Source organism: Paracoccus sp. SSJ (assembly GCF_030234105.1).
GTDB lineage: Bacteria > Pseudomonadota > Alphaproteobacteria > Rhodobacterales > Rhodobacteraceae > Paracoccus > Paracoccus denitrificans.
Map to the genome: position 1 here is coordinate 60,167 of NZ_JASSPE010000003.1, position 15,846 is coordinate 76,012.

Below are 15,846 nucleotides of genomic sequence, written 5' to 3' on the forward strand. Positions count from 1 at the left end.
CGCTATTCGTCGAACGTGGCGAGATAGGCGATGACGGCGGCGCGCTCGTCCTCTTTCTTCAGCCCGGCAAAGGACATCTTGGTCCCTTTCATGAAGCCCTTGGGGTTTTCCAGAAAGGCGTGCAGCGCGGCATCGTCCCAGACCAGCCCGTCCGAGGCCATGGCGAGCAGGGGTTTGGAATACTTGAAGCCCTCGATCTCGCCCGCCGGGCGGCCGACGATGCCGTTCAGCAGCGGGCCGGTGCCGTTCTTCGCGCCCTCGCCGAGTTTGTGGCAGGCGGTGCATTTCTTGAAGACCTTTTCGCCCACCGCGACCAGCGCCGGATCGGCGGCGGTGTCTGCCGTGGCTGGCGCTTCGGGCGCGACGGCGGCGGTCTTGACCACGCTCTCGCGCGCGGCGGCCGGTGCCGGTGCCTCGGTCGGCGCGGCTTCGGCCTTCTTTTCGACCGGCTCGGCAGGTTCGGCCGGTGCGGCGCCTGCGCCGATGTCGGGCATGGTGCCGGCCGGGCGCCCGTCGGCATCCTCGGGGGTCACGTTCAGGTCGACCGCGCGCTTGGTGATCTCGACCGCGGCGGCGCAATCCGTCATGCAGGGCTCTTTCGAGAACAGCGGATACTCCGTCTCGGGCCGGTCGTCGGGATAGAAGCCCTCGGCATTGGGCAGCACGACCTGGGTGAAGTTCTCATGCGTCAGGACGAAATCGTCCTCCACCAGCCCGTTGGAATAAAGCAGGAAGGCGGTGATCGCATAGGTATCATCGACCGACAGGGTCTGCGCCGAGCCGAAGGGCATCGAGCGGTGGACATAGTCATAGACCGTCGAAAGATGCGGCCAGTAGCTGCCGATGGTCTTGACCGGGCGCGGGTCGGTCAGGCTGCCGTCGCCGCCCGCCAGCACGGGCCAGCTGTCCAGCCCCTCGGCGAAATCGCCGTGGCACGAGGCGCAGTTGTCGGCGAAAAGCTCGTCCCCGGTCATGACGTCGCCCGAGCCGGGGCGCAGCCCCTGGCCATCGGGCAGGACCGCCACGTCCCAGGCGCTGATTTCCTCGGGCAGGGCCTCGCGGCCCAGTCCCAGCCTGTCGGCCATGGCCGGGCCGGCAAGCGCCGATGCCGCCAGCAGCGAGGCGAAGAACAGCTTATGCGACCTCGACATTCTCGACCTCCCCGTCGGCCTTGACCCACCAGGTCTGGATGGCGTTGTTGTGATAGACGTTGTTGCGGCCGCGGATGGCACGCAGCGCGTCCTTGGTCGGCTGGACATAGCCGGTCTCGTCCACGGCGCGCGATTGCAGCAGCATCTCGGAGCCGTCCCAGTCGATGTCGAGGTGGAAGCGGGTCAGCGCCTTGGGCCTGGCATCGCCGGTGATGCGCGCCGTGGTCCAGTTCCTGCCGCCGTCCAGCGAGACATCGACGCGGGTGACGCGGCCGTTGCCGCTCCAGGCCAGGCCCGAGATCACCAAGGGCCCCTTGCCGTGGCGGATCGGCACCTGCGGGCTGGGCGAGGTGATGACCGATTTCGCATCCATCACCCAGGTCCATTTCCGCGCCCGTCCGTCCGGCATCAGGTCGGTGTATTTCGAGGTTTCCTCGCGGCTTTCCACCGCCTGGTCATAGACGCCCAGCCGCCGGACCCATTTCACCCACATGTTGCCTTCCCAGCCGGGCACGACCAGGCGGGCGGGATAGCCATGTTCCTTGCGCAGCGCCTCGCCATTGGCGAAGAAGGCCAGCATCACGTCGTCCATCGCCTTTTCCATCGGCAGCGAGCGGCCGTTGGACGAGGCATCGGCACCCTCGACGTAAAGCCATTTCCCCTCGGGCTTCACCCCGGCCTCGGCCAGCAGCACGGAAAGCGGCACGCCGACATATTCCATGTTGTGGATCATGCCCTGGGTATACTGGCAGCCCTCCAGCTGCGCACCGCCCCATTCCATGCCGCCATTGGCGGCGCATTCGCAAAAGGCGGTGGTGGTGGCGCGGGGGAAACGCAGCAGATCCTCGAAGGTAAAGACCAGCGGCTTTTCCACCAGCCCGTTGATCATCAGCCGGTAGTCCTGCTTGGACAGTTCGATGGCGCCGGAATGGTGGCGCTCGAAGGCGCAGCCCTGCGGGGTGATGGTGCCTTCCAGCGCATGGATGGGCGTGAAGTTGATCGAGGATACCGGGCTTTCCGTCAGCCATTCGACATATTGCCGCTTCACATGCGATTCGAAATGGATCGGCAGGCCGTAGGGGTGGGCATCGACCGCCTCGCCGAACTCCGTGGCCCAGGGCTGGACCTCGGTGATCAGCGGGTCGGGGGTCTCGGCGGCTCGGGCGATGCCGGCCCCGGTGACAAGGCCGGCCCCGGCCGCCGCGCCCGCGCGCAGGAAGGCACGGCGCGAGGTGCCCGCGGCATCCTTGCCGTTCCCGGTGGGTTCGTCTTTCATGGGCGAACGCTCCTTCGTGATGTCAGACCCCGGTCACGGTGACCGAGGTGTTGGGTTGCAGCCGGACGGTGCCGATCTTGCGGATATGCGTCTCGATCACGTCCCAGATTTGCGGGCCTTCGGTGCCTTCGTTGACCGAGGCCCAGCCGGCGACCGTGTAGGATTTCGCGGCCTCGATGGCCTCGCCGGTATCGGCCAGCGCCATGGCGCCGATCCGTTCGCCCATGGGCTTTGAGATGTCGATCGCATAGGCCAGCCCGCCCACGCGCACCATGTCGCCGCCCTGCTGGTAATAGGGATCGGTGTTGAAGATGTTGTCGGCGACATCCTCAAGGATGGTCTTGAGCATCTCGCCGGTCATCTCGGTGCGGTAGACCGCGCCATAGGTCATCGAGGTGACGTTGTGGATGTCCTCGCGGGTGATCGCATCGCCGGGCAAGAGCGTGGTGCCCCAGCGCACGCCCGGCGACAGCGCGATCTGCGCATCGCGTTCGGAACGCACCGCGTCGCAGATCAGGTCGTCCCACGAGCCGTTGAAGTTGCCGCGCCGGTAGAGCAGGCTTTCGGTGGTGCCGATCCTTTCCTCGAGCTGCGCCTTGAAGGGCGCGCGCTCGGCGTCGATCAGCGCGGCCATCTCGGCATCCGGCGCGATCACGTCCGAAAAGATCGGGATCAGCTTGTGGCGAAAGCCCATCATCTTGCCGTCGCGCAGGTCCAGATCGACGCGGCTGACGAACTTGCCGTTCGAGCCGGTGGCGATCAGGATCGTCTCGCCGATCAGGATCGGCTCGGGCACGGCGTCATGGGTATGGCCCGACAGGATCACGTCGATGCCTTTGACGCGGCCGGCCATCTTCTTGTCCACGTCGAAGCCGTTATGCGACAGGAGCACGACCAGATCGACGCCTTCGCCGCGCAGCTCGTCCACGACCTGCTGCATCCGTTCCTCGCGGATGCCGAAGCTGTATTCGGGGAACATCCATTTCGGATTGGCGATTGGCATGTAGGGGAAGGCCTGGCCGATCACGCCGATGCGCCGGCCGCCGCGCTCGAAGACCTTGTAGGGCTCGAAGGCCGGCTCGTCCCATTCCGCGTCGAAGATGTTCGCGCCGAGAAAGGGGAACTTCAGCTGCGTCTCGACGATCTCCTTGACCCGTTCGGTGCCATAGGTCCATTCCCAGTGGCTGGTCATGGCATCGACGCCAAGCGCGTTCATCACGTTGACCATGTCCTGCCCCTTGGTCAGGAACGAGGTCATCGAGCCGTGCCAGGTGTCGCCGCCATCTAGCAGGATCGAGTCGGGCCGGGCGGCCCGGATCGCCTTGACCACGGTGGCGACGCGGTCCATGCCGCCCATCCGGCCATAGCCGCGGGCCAGCGCCTCGAAATCCGGGTAGCTCAGCGCATAGGCGTCGGCCGAGCCCGGCGCGATGCCGAACATCTGCTGGAACGCGGTGCCGGTGACATGCGGCACCTGGCCCTTGGCATCGCCCACGCCGATATTGATCTCGGGCTCGCGGAAGTAGATCGGCTTCAGCTGGGCGTGGATGTCGGTGACATGGATCAGCGTCACATTGCCGAAATCGTCGAATTGCAGCAGCTGGTCCTGGGTCAGCGCCTGCTGCGCGGCTACCCGCGACCAGGTTCCGAAGCCCGAGGCCCCGACCAGTGCCGAGGCGGCCATGGCGGCCTGGAAGAACTCGCGTCGGGTAATCATTCCTCGGTTACTCCTCATGCGTTTCGGGCAAGACTTCCCCGCCGCGCCAAGGCGCGTCGGACATGCCCTTTTCGAAGGTTGGGATCGGGCCGCCGGACGCGCCGGCGGCCGCAGGGCTTCAGTGTCGGACCGAGACGCCCTCGACCGACAGGCCGTTGCCGCGCGAGGCGACGTAAAGCTCCAGCGCCTTGAACTCGTCCGAGCCGGCCTTGAAGGTTTCCGCGCGCGTGTCGCGCACGCAGCCGACGAAACGCTGCTGCGCCGTCACCATGCCCGCATCCTTCAGGCGGTAGGTGGGAAAGCCGTTGACCTGGCCCTGGCTCAGATGGTCGGCGCGGATCATGTTGCCGTAATTGTCCTCGTGGCAGTTCGCGCAGGACATTTCCAGCTGGCCATAGCGGGTATAGTAGATCTCCCGGCCCTGCTCCCAGAAATGGGCGGCGGGGCCGTCGATCGCGACATTGACTGCCATGCCGCGCGACTGAAGCGAGATCAGCGACAGCATGTCCTTCATGTCCTCCGAGGTGGTGCCCCATTTCTCCAGGCCCATGCGCTCGGTCACGCAGGCGTTGACGTAATCCTCGAGGATCATCAGCTTGCCGGAGGTCTCGTCGACCCGCGGCAGCGCCGCGCGCAGCCCGGCCATGGTCTCGGGTCCCTGATGGCAACTGGCGCAGCTTTCGCCGTTGCTGCCCATGGCCGCGTTCCAGGCGTCCAACCCGCGGTCGACGAAGACCATGGCGGGGTTGTCGAAATCGTCCCGTTCCATATCCCGCGTGGTGTCGTCGCGAAACAGCCAGCCCGAATAGATCTCGTCGAACGTGTCGGCCAGAAAGGCGGGCGGGGTCGTCCTGGTCGCGATCTCGACCGGGCCGTCATCGGTTTCGATGACCAGCTCGTCCTCGGCCGGGTCCGCGAAGGCCGCGCCCGCAAGGGCGAGGCCAAGGGCCGTGGCGGCCAAGGTGCCTTTTGTCTTGGTAAAGCGCGGCATGGCGTCTCCTCCCTGGATCTGGACCTGTTGCGGCGCCTACGAGACTTCGATCGGCTTCACGTCTTCGTAGACGGAGCCGTCGTCGTCATACCATGTGAACTTGAACTCGCCCGCCGCATCGACCTTGGCGTCGAATTCGAAATAGGGATTGGTCGAGACCGCCGGGTCGATCGCCACGTCCACCACGTTCACCTCGTTCAGGTCGCAGGTGAAGCGGTTGATGATCGAGCGCGGGATCAGCTTGCCCTCGGCATCCTTGCGCTGGCCCGATTCCATCTTGTGCGAGATCAGCGCCTTGATGGTCACGGTTTCGCCGGCCTTGGCCGATTTCGGAACCTTCACGCGGGGCTTTGCATCATCTGCCATCGTAATCTCCTGTTGCTGGATTCAGCCGCCGCAGCCGCCGATGGTGACCTTGACCGTGGTCTGCGCCCTGACGACCGAGCCGTCGCCCATCTTTGCCAGCGCGATCACGTCCTGGGTCTGGGCCAGGCGGATCCGGGTGGCGGCGCGCTGTTCGGCGGCGGCGGGGCCGAAGGTGAAGGTGGCGACCGCGGGTTCGGGGTTGCCCGAGGCCAGCAGCATGACCGCCACGGCGCCCGGCGCGTTGACCTCGACCGGCACGGTGTTGCCGTTCTCGGCGATCTCGGGGGCGGTCAGGGTCAGCCCGCCTTCGCCCACCGCCGCGCCGCCGGTGAAGGTCGCGGTCAACTCGTCAACGGTGGCGGCCAGCGCGGCCTTGCCCGGCAGGACGGCGGCGGCAAGGCCGCCAAAGCCGATCCAGAGCGCCTCGCGTCTTGAAAGGATCATCGTTTTCTCCTTGGTTTTCGGGGCCTGTCGGGACAGGCGTCACTCTTTCAGCGTCACCAGGAAGGCGACGACATCCTCGATCTGCTGGGCATTGAGGATGGGGGCCAGCGGCTCGGTCCCGGCCTTGCCGGTAAAGCCGTCGCCGGGCCGGACAAAGCCCTCTCCCTTGTAGAAGGCCGGCATGAACGTCCCTTCGAAGGTCATCTTCGCGTTGGCGACGATGCCGCGCAGCTGGGCCTCGGTCCAGCGATCCGCCGCGCCGTCCAGCGGCGGTGCGATGGTGCCGGGAAACTCGACATCCGGCAGCGCCCCGATCTGGTGGCAGGCCACGCAATTGCCCAGCGCGTTGGTGGTCATGACCCGGACCCCTTCCTCGGGATTGCCCGGAACGCCGGTCAGGGAAGCCTCGACCGCGCCCTCGGCATAGTCCACGTCCTTCGGTGCCGTTTCACAGATGGCAGGCGTGGCGATGGCCATCGCCACCACCGCCGCATGCCATAGATGGCTGCTCATGCTGTCCTCCCTGTGCTCTCCCTGACCCGATGATAACGAAAGGCCGGATGGTCTGACAACATAAATATAGCAATTTATGAATATTTATATGTATGCGAGGCGCGTGAGGGCGGGCTTAGTTCTTGCGCTCCAGTTCGCGCGCAAGAAATTTTTGAAAATGCTCACCATTTTCATAGCCATGCGCCCGAACCCAGGTCAGCAGGGCGCTGGTGGTGCCCTTGCCGAACGCGCCCGGCATCAGGGCGACGGCCGCTTCGGAGGCGGTCTGTCCCTCGGGAACGTCCTCGGGCAGGAAGATCATCGTCGGCGTGAACATGACGCCCCAACGCACCGCCATGTCCTTTTCCGAAAGCGCGGTGCCGTCGAAATCCGTGACCTCGACATCGCCGAACAGGTTCATCTGGACGACGAAATAGCCGTCGCGGATCAGCGCGTCGATCTCGGGGTCGGGAAAGACCTTCTCGTGCATCTCGGCGCAATAGATGCAGCCGCGCTGCTCGACCAGGATCAGCAGGCGCTTCTGCTCTGCATTGGCCTCGGCCAGATCCTCGCGCAGGTCCTTGAAGGTCTCGCGCAGCCAGGTGGGCTTGTGCAGGCCGTCATCGCCGGTTTCGACCGCGGCTGCGGGTGTCGCGGCCAGCAACAGGCAGGCGGCCAGGGCACGGATCGGTTTCATGGTCGGGCTCCTCTCAGGTAAGCGTGGCTGTCCAGTCGAAGTTGCGAATCATCCAGTCGGCGATGACATTCATGGAGTTGGTGGCGATCAGGATGCCGAACAGGATCAGCATGACCCCCATCGCCTTTTCCACATGTCCCATCAGCGCGCGGTGGCGCGCGACCCAGCCCAGGAACGATCCCGCGAAAAACGCCGCCAGCACGAAGGGCAGGGTCATCGCAAGCCCGTAGACCACCAGCAGCAGCCCGCCGCGCCACAGATCTCCCATGCCCGAGGCCACCATCAGGATCGCCGCCAGCGCCGGTCCCACGCAGGGCGTCCAGCCGAAGCCGAAGGCCAGCCCCATCACATAGGCGCCGGCCAGGGTCGAGGGCTTGGCCCCGGTCTGCACCCGCGCCTCGCGATAAAGCAGGCCGATCCGCAGCACGCCCAGGAAATGCAGGCCGAACAGGATCAGCACCCCGGCAGCCGCCCAGGACAGGGTTTCCTTCCATTGCGCGAAGGCCTTGCCAAGCGCCGTGGCGCCCAGCCCCAGCAGCAGGAAGATCGTGGTCACGCCAAGCGCAAAGGCCCAGGCCCGCAGCACCATCCGCCCGCGCGCGCCCGGCGCCACCGTGCCGCCGTCGCGCAATTCGCGCACCGACACCCCGGCCATGTAGGACAGGTAGAACGGCACCATCGGCAGGATGCAGGGCGACAGAAACGAAAGCAGCCCCGCAAGCGCGGCTCCGCCATAGGTGACATCCAGCATCGGCCTCTCCCCCCGCAGCCTGCCATCCTGCCGGTGCTTGCCCGGTGGCCGGCATTATATTAGAATATTCCTATGTTCAAATTCAGGCGTCAATCCCGTCGACGATCGCCCTTGGCGCTGCTGGCATTTCTTGCCGCGGCATGGCCTGCGACTGCGGCCGAATTGCGGCTTGTGATGTTCGAGCAGCCCGGCTGTGTCTATTGCGACCGCTGGAACACCGAGATCGCGCCGCAATATCCGCTGACCGACGAAGGCAAGGCCGCGCCGGTGCGGCGCCTGCAACTGCGCGAGCCCTTGCCGCCCGGACTGGAACTGGCGCGGCCGGTGACCTTTACCCCGACCTTCGTGCTGACGGCCGACGATGTCGAGGCCGGCCGGCTGGAAGGTTATCCGGGCGAGGATTTCTTCTGGCCCCTGCTGGCCGGACTGATCGCCGTGGCGGAGCCGGCACCGTGACGTCCCCGCCCATCGGTGCCGCGATAAATTGGCCCAATCCTTCGGTTTCGGTTGCCGTGCGCCGGCTTACCCTGCATTTAGGGATCGAAAGGAATGGGGATGAGCCTTTGGGCGGAATCGAGAACATCCGGCACGAACCGGAACAGGAAACCGATTTCGACGCGCTGATCGCGGCTGCGAACGAAGCCTCGACCTTTCTGAAGGCCCTTGGCCATGATGGCCGCCTGATGATCCTGTGCTATCTGATGAGCGGTCCGAAAAGCGTGACCGAACTCGAGAACCTGCTGTCCTCGCGCCAGGCCGTCGTCAGCCAGCAACTGGCGCGGCTGCGCCACGAAGGGCTGGTCAGCGCGCGGCGCGACGGGCAGACGATCTTTTACTCGATCCTCGATCCCAAGGTCGTTGACTTGCTGACCGTTCTGAAAAAGCTGTTCGGCACGGATTGCTGACCCGGCGCGGGGGGCGGGATGACGCAAGGAGGCCGCGAAAGGGTTCTTTCGCGGGAATGGGAGAGACGCGATGGATGAGCTGCCCTATGGAGTGCTTGCGGCCCTGGTCGGGCTGGCGGGCGGGATCGTGCTGGGTCTTTCGGCTCGGCTGGGCGACTTCTGCACGCTCGGCGCGCTGGAATCGGCGGTCTATGGCAAGGATTCCCGCCGCCTGCGGTTATGGGGCGTGGTGCTTGGCGTGGCGATCCTGACGACGCAGGCGCTGGCCCTGACCGGCTGGATCGAGCTGGAGAACAGCTTCTACCATACCATCCACTGGAACCCGCTGGCCTCGATCATCGGCGGGCTGGTGTTCGGATATGGCATGGCCATGGCCGGCAATTGCGGCTTCGGCGCATTGGTGCGTTTCGGCAGCGGCGACCTGCGCTCGCTGGTGGTGGTGGTGGTGATGGCCATCGTCGGCTTCATCGTGCTGTCCGGCCCGCTGGCGCCGCTGCGCGTCCTGCTGTTCCCGCAGCCCGAGGCCAACGGCCCGCAGGGTATCGTCCACGACCTGGGCCTTATGGGCCTGCCGGCGCCGGTCACGGTGGCGCTGATCGGCGTCTCGGCCCTGGCCTGGGGGTTGGGCCATGCCCCGTTGCGCGCAAGGCCGCAGATGATCGCCTGGGGTGCGGCCGCCGGGCTGGCCGTCAGCTGGAGCTTCTTCGGCACCAGCTGGCTTTACGACCACAGCCTTGGCGCGGTGCAGATCGAGGGCCCGTCCTTTACCGCCCCGGTGGGTCGCACGCTGATCTTCCTGATGACCTCGACCGCAGGCGGGATCACCTTCTCCGTGGGCTCCGTCGTGGGCGTGATGGCCGGTGCGCTGATCGGCTCGATGATCCGGGGTCTGTTCAAATGGGAGGCCTGCGAGGATCCGCGCGAACTGGGCCGCCAGATCGGCGGCGCCGCCCTGATGGGGGCCGGTGGCGTGGTGGCCATGGGCTGCTCGGTCGGACAGGGGGTTTCGGCCTTCGCGGCCCTGGCCTGGTCCGGGCCCGTCACCCTCATCGCCATCGTGGCCGGCGCGGCATTCGGGTTGCGGCGCCTGATCGGCGGTTTTCAGGGCGCCGTGGACTGAAATTTCGTCCCGGCGCTTCGCGGGTAGAAGGGGGGCGAGGATGCCCGCAAGCCGGATATCGCCCCTGCGAAAATCGGCCATTCGCCAGGGGCTGCCGTCAGCGGATTGGTTTCCCGGGATACCAGCGCAGCAGGCCGGTATTTCCTGCATGACGGGTCTGCCGCCGCCTTTGCAGCCCTGCTGTGCGGGGAGCACCTGCTCGTCACTGTCGTCAGGAAAGACCAGTATTGCGGCGGACGCTCTGGCCGTTATTCGCAGCATTCTGCAAGCCTGCCGCGCCATTCCGTGGATGGTGCCGTAGCGGCATGATCCGGCGACGATTTTCCCGGTCGGCCCGGGGCGCTTTCGCGCCCCGGCTCGTCTCACTCCATCTCGACCATGAGATCCTTCGCGTCGATCTGCTCTCCCGGCCTGACGTGGAGGGCTTTCACCACGCCGGCTCGGTCGGCATGGATGCCGGTTTCCATCTTCATGGCCTCGATGGTCAGCAGCAGGTCGCCGGGGTTGACCTTCTGCCCCTGCGTCACCGCGACCGAGGCGACGACGCCGGGCATGGGCGCGCCCAGGTGGCCCTCGTTCGCCGGGTCGGCCTTGGGACGGGCGGCGGTCTGCGACTTGACCAGACGGTTCGGCACCCGGATCACCCGGGGCTGGCCGTTCAGCTCGAAGAACACCTTGACCTCGCCCTTCTCGTCGGTCTCGCCCACGGTCTGCAGCCGGATCTCCAGCGTCTTGCCGGGGTCGATCTCGGCCTCGATCTCCTCGCCCGGCTCCATGCCGTAGAAGAAGGCCCGCGTCGGCAGCGTCCGCACCGGGCCGTATTGCCGGTGCCGGCCCATGTAGTCGAGGAAGACCTTGGGATACATCAGATAGCCGTTCAGGTCCTCGTCATCGACCGCCTTGCCTTCCAGCTGGCGGATCAGCTCGGCGCGGGTGGCCTCGATATCCACCGGCGGCATGGCCGCGCCGGGGCGGGCGGTCAGCGGCGCCTCGCCCTTCAAGACCTTCTTCTGCAGCGCCGCGGGCCAGCCCCCGGGCGGCTGGCCCAGGTTGCCGCGCATCATGTCGACGACCGAATCGGGGAAGGAGACCTCGACCGCCGGGTCCTCGACCTGCGCCCGCGTCAGCCCTTGGGCCACCATCATCAGCGCCATGTCGCCCACCACCTTGGAACTGGGCGTGACCTTGACGATGTCGCCGAACATCCGGTTCACCTCGGCATAGGCCTGGGCGACCTCGTGCCAGCGATCCTCGAGGCCGAGCGAGCGCGCCTGGGCCTTGAGATTGGTGAACTGGCCGCCGGGCATCTCGTGCAGCCAGACCTCCGAGGCCGGGGCCTGCAACCCGCTCTCGAAGGCGGCATAGTGCTCACGCACCGCCTCCCAGTAGTTCGAGATCCGGCGGATCGCCTCGATATCCAGGCCGGTGTCGCGATCGGTATGCCGCAGCGCCTCGACCACCGAGCCCAGGCAGGGCTGCGAGGTATTGCCCGAGAAGGCGTCCATGGCGCAGTCCACCGCATCCACCCCGGCCTCGGCCGCGGCCAGGATCGAGGCGCCGGCAATGCCGCCGGTGTCATGGGTGTGGAAATGCACCGGCAGGCCGATCTCCTCCTTGAGCGCCCTGACCAGAATCGAGGCCGAAGCGGGTTTCAGCAGCCCGGCCATGTCCTTGAGGCCAAGGATATGCGCGCCGGCGTCGCGCAGCTCGCGCGCCATCTTCAGGTAATATTGCAGGTCGTATTTCGCGCGCGCGGGATCGAGCAGGTCGCCGGTATAGCAGATGGTGCCCTCGCAGATCTTGCCGGCCTCGATCACCGCATCCATGGCGACGCGCATGTTCGGGGTCCAGTTCAGGCTGTCGAAGACCCGGAACACGTCCACGCCGGTCCTGGCCGCCTGGCGGACGAATTCCTGCACCACGTTGTCGGGATAGTTGGTGTAGCCGACGCCGTTCGAAGCCCGCAGCAGCATCTGCGTCATCAGGTTGGGCATGCGGGCGCGGATGTCGCGCAGCCGCTGCCAGGGGCATTCCTGCAGGAAGCGATAGGCGACGTCGAAGGTCGCGCCGCCCCAGCATTCGACCGAGAAGAGGCCGGGCAGGTTCGCGGCATAGGCCGGCGCCACCCGGATCATGTCGATCGAGCGCATCCGCGTGGCGAGCAAGCTCTGGTGGCCGTCGCGCATCGAGGTGTCGGTGATCAGCAGGCGCTTCTGGTCCAGCATCCAGTCGGCGACGGCTTTCGCCCCCTGTTCCTCCAGGAGCTGCCTTGTGCCGGGGGCGGGCTCGGCCTTGGCCGCAGGCGGCACGGGAATGCGCGCCTCAGCCGGCGGCAGGGGACGGCCGGCGGTCTCGGGATGGCCGTTCACGGTGATGTCGGCGATATAGACCAGCAGTTTCGTCGCCCGGTCGCGGCGCTTGCGGAACGCGAACAGGTCCGGCGTGGTGTCGATGAACTTGGTCGTATAGGTGTCGTCGAGGAAGGTCGGGTGCTTCAAGAGGTTGATGACGAATTCGATATTCGTCGCCACGCCGCGCACCCGGAACTCGCGCAGCGCCCGGTCCATCCGCGCGATGGCCTTCTCGGGCGTCTGGGCATGGGCCGTGACCTTGACCAGCAGAGAATCGTAATAGCGGGTGATGACGCCGCCGGAATAGGCGGTGCCGCCGTCGAGGCGAATGCCGTTGCCGGTGGCCGAGCGATAGGCGGTGATGCGGCCGTAATCGGGGATGAAGTTGTTCAGCGGATCCTCGGTCGTGACCCGGCATTGCAGGGCGTGGCCGTTCAGATGCACCCCGGCCTGGGAGGCGACGCCGGTGGCCTGGGCCAGCGTCGCGCCCTCGGCGATCAGGATCTGGCTTTGCACGATGTCGATGCCGGTGACCTCCTCGGTCACGGTATGCTCGACCTGGACGCGCGGGTTCACCTCGATGAAGTAGAAGGCCTGGCTGTCCATATCCATCAGGAATTCGACGGTGCCGGCGTTGCGGTAGCCGACGGCGCGGCCGATCCTCAGCGCCAGCTCGCAGACCTCGGCGCGCTGTTCGGGGGTCAGGTAGGGCGCCGGGGCGCGCTCGACCACCTTCTGGTTGCGGCGCTGCACGGTGCAGTCGCGTTCGTAAAGATGGTAGAGCCCGCCATGGCCGTCTCCCAAGAGCTGCACCTCGACATGGCGGGCGCGCAGGATCATCTTTTCCAGGTAGCCCTCGCCGTTGCCGAAGGCGGCCTCGGCCTCGCGCCTTCCCTCGCGCACCTTCTCGGGCAGTTCCTCGGGGCCCATGATCGGCCGCATGCCGCGCCCGCCGCCGCCCCAGGAGGCTTTCAACATCAGCGGATAGCCGATCTGCGCGGCCTCACGCTTGATCGCCTCCATGTCCTCACCCAGCACCTCGGTCGCGGGGATGACCGGCACGCCGGCCTGGATGGCGACACGCCGCGCCGAGGCCTTGTCGCCAAGCGCCCGCATGGTGTCGGCGCTCGGCCCGATGAAGGCGATGCCCGCTGCGGTGCAGGCATCGACGAAATCGGGGTTCTCGCTGAGCAGTCCGTAGCCCGGATGGATGGCATCGGCGCCGGATTCCTTCGCGACGCGGATGATCTCGGGGATGCTGAGATAGGCCGCCACCGGCCCCAGGCCGCCGCCGATCCGGTAGGCCTCGTCCGCCTTGAAGCGGTGCAGGCTCAGCTTGTCTTCCTCGGCATAGACCGCGACCGTCTTCTTGCCCAGCTCGTTCGCCGCCCGCATCACGCGGATCGCTATCTCGCCACGGTTCGCAATAAGAATCTTACGGAACATCAGTCCCCCCATGTTCGCCCGGCGGGCATCCTAACTATGCTGCGGTGCAGCGCAAGCACCCTTCGCGACGGTTTCGCGACGCGGGTTTTCTCATCTCAGCGGCGTTCGCGAAAGAATTCTTGCAGCAGCCGGCGCGATTCTTCTGCCGAAATGCCGTCGATGATCTCTGGCCGGTGATGGCATTGCGGATGGTCGAAGACCCGTGCGCCATGGCGCACGCCGCCCATACGCGGGTCCTCGGCGCCGTAATAGAGCACCTCGATCCGTGCGGCCGAGATGGCGGCGGCGCACATCGGGCAGGGCTCCAGCGTCACCCATAGCCTCGCGCCCGGCAGCCGTTCCGAGCCGAGATGCGCGCAGGCGGCGCGGATCGCCAGGATTTCGGCATGGGCCGTCGGGTCGCGCATCTCGCGCGTGCGATTGCCGGCGCGGGCCAGCACGGCGCCGTCGGCACCCACCAGGACGGCGCCGACCGGCACCTCGCCGCGCCGGGCGGCGGCACGGGCCTCATCGAGCGCGGCGGGCATGTGCGAGGCAAAATCCATGCGCGCTTTTCGCGTGGGCTTGCCTTGCGCGCAAGAACTGCTTTCCATCTTCCTGCGTTGGGCGTAGAGAGCCCGCTTTGCCACCGCAGAGATGCGCAGGAGATCGCCATGACCGAAGACAGCCCCGAAACCGCCCCGAATCCGCAGGCAGACCGCATCGCCAAGGTGATGGCCCGTGCCGGCGTCGCCTCGCGCCGCGAGGCCGAGCGCATGATCCTGGAGGGCCGGGTGACGGTGAACGGCAAGAAGATCGACAGCCCGGCGCTGGACGTCACGCCCGCCGACAGGATCCGCGTCGACGGCAAGCCGCTGGAGGAGCCGCAAGAGACGCGGTTGTGGCTCTATTACAAGCCCTTGGGCCTGGTAACCTCGAATTCGGATGAAAAGGGGCGGCAGACCGTCTTTGACGCACTGCCGCGCGACCTGCCGCGGGTGATGACCGTGGGCCGGCTGGACCTGAACTCCGAGGGGCTGCTGCTTCTGACCAATGACGGCGAGTTGAAGCGCCGGCTGGAGCTGCCGACCACCGGCTGGCTGCGCCGCTATCGCGTGCGGGTGAACGGCCAGCCCAACGACCTGACATTCGCGCCGCTGCGCCGCGGCGTCACCATCGAGGGCGAGGAATTCGCGCCGATGGAGATCAACCTCGACAGCCAGCAGGGCGCCAATGCCTGGCTGACCGTCGGCATCCGCGAGGGCAGGAACCGCGAGATCCGCCGCGCCATGGCCCATGTCGGGCTGATCGTGAACCGGCTGATCCGCATCGGCTATGGCCCGTTCAAGCTGACCGGCCTCGAGGAGAACGAGGTGCGCGAGGTCAAGCGCAAGGTGCTGCGCGACCAGTTGGGCGGGCTCCTGACCGGCGAGACCGAGGAAAAGCCGCGCAGTTTCCGCGAGCGCGGCGCGGCCAAGCCGGCCGAGGGCGATGCCCGTCCGCGCAAGCCGCGCGACGAGGGCGGCCGCAAGCCCTTTGCCCGGCGCGAGGATGGCGAGCGTCGTCCTTTTGCGCGCCGCGAGGATGGCGAGAGAAAGCCGTTTGCCCGGCGCGAGGACGGGGACCGCAAGCCCTTTGCGCGCCGCGAGGATGGGGAGCGCAAGCCGTTTGCGCGCCGCGAGGATGGGGAGCGCAAGCCGTTTGCACGCCGCGAGGATGGCGAACGCAAGCCCTTCGGCAAGCGCCCGGATGGGGGGCGAAAACCCTTTGCGAAACGCGAGGATGGCGAGCGCAAACCCTTTGCCCGGCGCGAGGATCGCGATGGCAAGCCTGCTGTCCGCGACGGTGCGCGCAAGCCCTTCGGCAAGGGGCCGCGGGACGAATCGCGCCGCGATGGCGACCGTCCCGAGCGCGCCGGCAAGCCGGGCTTCAAAGCCAGGGCGACCGAAGGCGAGCGCGGCTTCAAGCCCCGCACCGAAGGCGGCTTCAAGCCGCGCGGCGAAGGCAAGCCGGCCCGCGATTTCAAGCCCGGCAAGGCCACGGGCAAGCCGGGCGGCAAACCCGGTCCGAAACCGGGCTTCGCAAAAACGAATCGCGCCCCCGGAAAGGGAGCGCGACCAGAGGGAAAAGGGCCGCGGCGCGGCTAGATCGCGCCGCCCT

General features: G+C 66.8%; 15 protein-coding genes. 4 read left to right on the forward strand and 11 right to left on the reverse strand.

Features of this window, described 5'->3' with window-relative positions:
• Nucleotides 1-2 precede the first annotated feature (2 nt).
• The 9 genes from QPR87_RS04205 to QPR87_RS04245 form a co-directional block, all read right to left on the reverse strand.
• Nucleotides 3-1,151, reverse strand: a complete 1,149-nt coding sequence (locus QPR87_RS04205; RefSeq protein WP_285048497.1) for a c-type cytochrome — start codon at nt 1,149-1,151, stop codon at nt 3-5.
• Complete coding sequence (soxC, locus tag QPR87_RS04210; RefSeq protein WP_104491059.1) at nt 1,135-2,427, reverse strand: sulfite dehydrogenase; 1,293 nt, start codon at nt 2,425-2,427, stop codon at nt 1,135-1,137. The genes QPR87_RS04205 and soxC overlap by 17 nt, the downstream gene beginning before the upstream one ends.
• A 22-nt stretch (nt 2,428-2,449) precedes the next feature.
• Nucleotides 2,450-4,144: a thiosulfohydrolase SoxB gene (gene soxB, locus QPR87_RS04215; protein ID WP_104491058.1), complete on the reverse strand. Its 1,695-nt coding sequence runs from the start codon at nt 4,142-4,144 to the stop codon at nt 2,450-2,452.
• A 118-nt stretch (nt 4,145-4,262) separates the two neighbouring features.
• Nucleotides 4,263-5,135, reverse strand: a complete 873-nt coding sequence (gene soxA / locus QPR87_RS04220) for a sulfur oxidation c-type cytochrome SoxA (RefSeq protein ID WP_285048498.1) — start codon at nt 5,133-5,135, stop codon at nt 4,263-4,265.
• 36 nt (nt 5,136-5,171) lie between these two features.
• Entirely contained in the window at nt 5,172-5,501 is a 330-nt protein-coding gene (gene soxZ / locus QPR87_RS04225; RefSeq protein WP_285048499.1) for a thiosulfate oxidation carrier complex protein SoxZ, read from the reverse strand.
• A gap of 21 nt (nt 5,502-5,522) precedes the next feature.
• A complete protein-coding gene (gene soxY / locus QPR87_RS04230) occupies nt 5,523-5,945 on the reverse strand; it encodes a thiosulfate oxidation carrier protein SoxY (protein ID WP_011750380.1) in 423 nt (140 codons plus the stop codon).
• 39 nt (nt 5,946-5,984) lie between these two features.
• Nucleotides 5,985-6,458: a sulfur oxidation c-type cytochrome SoxX gene (gene soxX, locus QPR87_RS04235; protein WP_011750379.1), complete on the reverse strand. Its 474-nt coding sequence runs from the start codon at nt 6,456-6,458 to the stop codon at nt 5,985-5,987.
• 115 nt (nt 6,459-6,573) lie between these two features.
• Nucleotides 6,574-7,134 carry a SoxW family protein gene (locus QPR87_RS04240; protein WP_011750378.1) on the reverse strand — a complete coding sequence of 187 codons (561 nt, stop codon included), beginning with the start codon at nt 7,132-7,134 and terminating at the stop codon, nt 6,574-6,576.
• Nucleotides 7,135-7,147: 13 nt separating this feature from the next.
• Nucleotides 7,148-7,885 carry a cytochrome c biogenesis CcdA family protein gene (locus QPR87_RS04245; protein WP_285048502.1) on the reverse strand — a complete coding sequence of 246 codons (738 nt, stop codon included), beginning with the start codon at nt 7,883-7,885 and terminating at the stop codon, nt 7,148-7,150.
• Nucleotides 7,886-7,996: 111 nt separating this feature from the next.
• Here QPR87_RS04245 and QPR87_RS04250 point away from each other — a divergent pair, with 111 nt between their 5' ends.
• The 3 genes from QPR87_RS04250 (at nt 7,997) to QPR87_RS04260 (ending at nt 9,910) form a co-directional block, all read left to right on the forward strand.
• Nucleotides 7,997-8,341: a thioredoxin family protein gene (locus tag QPR87_RS04250; RefSeq protein ID WP_041530452.1), complete on the forward strand. Its 345-nt coding sequence runs from the start codon at nt 7,997-7,999 to the stop codon at nt 8,339-8,341.
• A 107-nt stretch (nt 8,342-8,448) separates the two neighbouring features.
• On the forward strand, nt 8,449-8,790 hold the full coding sequence (locus QPR87_RS04255) for an ArsR/SmtB family transcription factor (RefSeq protein ID WP_011750375.1): 342 nt from the start codon (nt 8,449-8,451) through the stop codon (nt 8,788-8,790).
• A 70-nt stretch (nt 8,791-8,860) separates the two neighbouring features.
• The gene (locus QPR87_RS04260; RefSeq protein WP_230999886.1) at nt 8,861-9,910 is read left to right on the forward strand and encodes a YeeE/YedE family protein; all 1,050 of its coding nucleotides are present in this window, start codon (nt 8,861-8,863) and stop codon (nt 9,908-9,910) included.
• Nucleotides 9,911-10,272: 362 nt separating this feature from the next.
• Here the strand turns inward: QPR87_RS04260 and QPR87_RS04265 are convergent, their stop codons facing one another.
• Both QPR87_RS04265 and QPR87_RS04270 read right to left on the reverse strand, forming a co-directional pair.
• On the reverse strand, nt 10,273-13,707 hold the full coding sequence (locus tag QPR87_RS04265; protein ID WP_285048506.1) for a pyruvate carboxylase: 3,435 nt from the start codon (nt 13,705-13,707) through the stop codon (nt 10,273-10,275).
• Nucleotides 13,708-13,802: 95 nt separating this feature from the next.
• A complete protein-coding gene (locus QPR87_RS04270; protein ID WP_285048508.1) occupies nt 13,803-14,252 on the reverse strand; it encodes a nucleoside deaminase in 450 nt (149 codons plus the stop codon).
• 108 nt (nt 14,253-14,360) lie between these two features.
• On the opposite strand from QPR87_RS04270, the gene QPR87_RS04275 reads away from it, so the two are divergent.
• Nucleotides 14,361-15,833 carry a pseudouridine synthase gene (locus QPR87_RS04275; RefSeq protein ID WP_285048509.1) on the forward strand — a complete coding sequence of 491 codons (1,473 nt, stop codon included), beginning with the start codon at nt 14,361-14,363 and terminating at the stop codon, nt 15,831-15,833.
• The last annotated feature ends 13 nt before the right edge of the window (nt 15,834-15,846 follow it).

What these genes read in the sequence shown, in the direction of transcription:
- QPR87_RS04205 (WP_285048497.1), bottom strand. Translation starts at nt 1,151, where the DNA reads ATGTCGAGGTCGCATAAGCTGTTCTTCGCCTCGCTGCTGGCGGCATCG.
- soxC (WP_104491059.1), bottom strand. Translation starts at nt 2,427, where the DNA reads ATGAAAGACGAACCCACCGGGAACGGCAAGGATGCCGCGGGCACCTCG.
- soxB (WP_104491058.1), bottom strand. Translation starts at nt 4,144, where the DNA reads ATGATTACCCGACGCGAGTTCTTCCAGGCCGCCATGGCCGCCTCGGCA.
- soxA (WP_285048498.1), bottom strand. Translation starts at nt 5,135, where the DNA reads ATGCCGCGCTTTACCAAGACAAAAGGCACCTTGGCCGCCACGGCCCTT.
- soxZ (WP_285048499.1), bottom strand. Translation starts at nt 5,501, where the DNA reads ATGGCAGATGATGCAAAGCCCCGCGTGAAGGTTCCGAAATCGGCCAAG.
- soxY (WP_011750380.1), bottom strand. Translation starts at nt 5,945, where the DNA reads ATGATCCTTTCAAGACGCGAGGCGCTCTGGATCGGCTTTGGCGGCCTT.
- soxX (WP_011750379.1), bottom strand. Translation starts at nt 6,458, where the DNA reads ATGAGCAGCCATCTATGGCATGCGGCGGTGGTGGCGATGGCCATCGCC.
- QPR87_RS04240 (WP_011750378.1), bottom strand. Translation starts at nt 7,134, where the DNA reads ATGAAACCGATCCGTGCCCTGGCCGCCTGCCTGTTGCTGGCCGCGACA.
- QPR87_RS04245 (WP_285048502.1), bottom strand. Translation starts at nt 7,885, where the DNA reads ATGCTGGATGTCACCTATGGCGGAGCCGCGCTTGCGGGGCTGCTTTCG.
- QPR87_RS04260 (WP_230999886.1), top strand. Translation starts at nt 8,861, where the DNA reads ATGGATGAGCTGCCCTATGGAGTGCTTGCGGCCCTGGTCGGGCTGGCG.
- QPR87_RS04265 (WP_285048506.1), bottom strand. Translation starts at nt 13,707, where the DNA reads ATGTTCCGTAAGATTCTTATTGCGAACCGTGGCGAGATAGCGATCCGC.
- QPR87_RS04270 (WP_285048508.1), bottom strand. Translation starts at nt 14,252, where the DNA reads ATGGATTTTGCCTCGCACATGCCCGCCGCGCTCGATGAGGCCCGTGCC.
- QPR87_RS04275 (WP_285048509.1), top strand. Translation starts at nt 14,361, where the DNA reads ATGACCGAAGACAGCCCCGAAACCGCCCCGAATCCGCAGGCAGACCGC.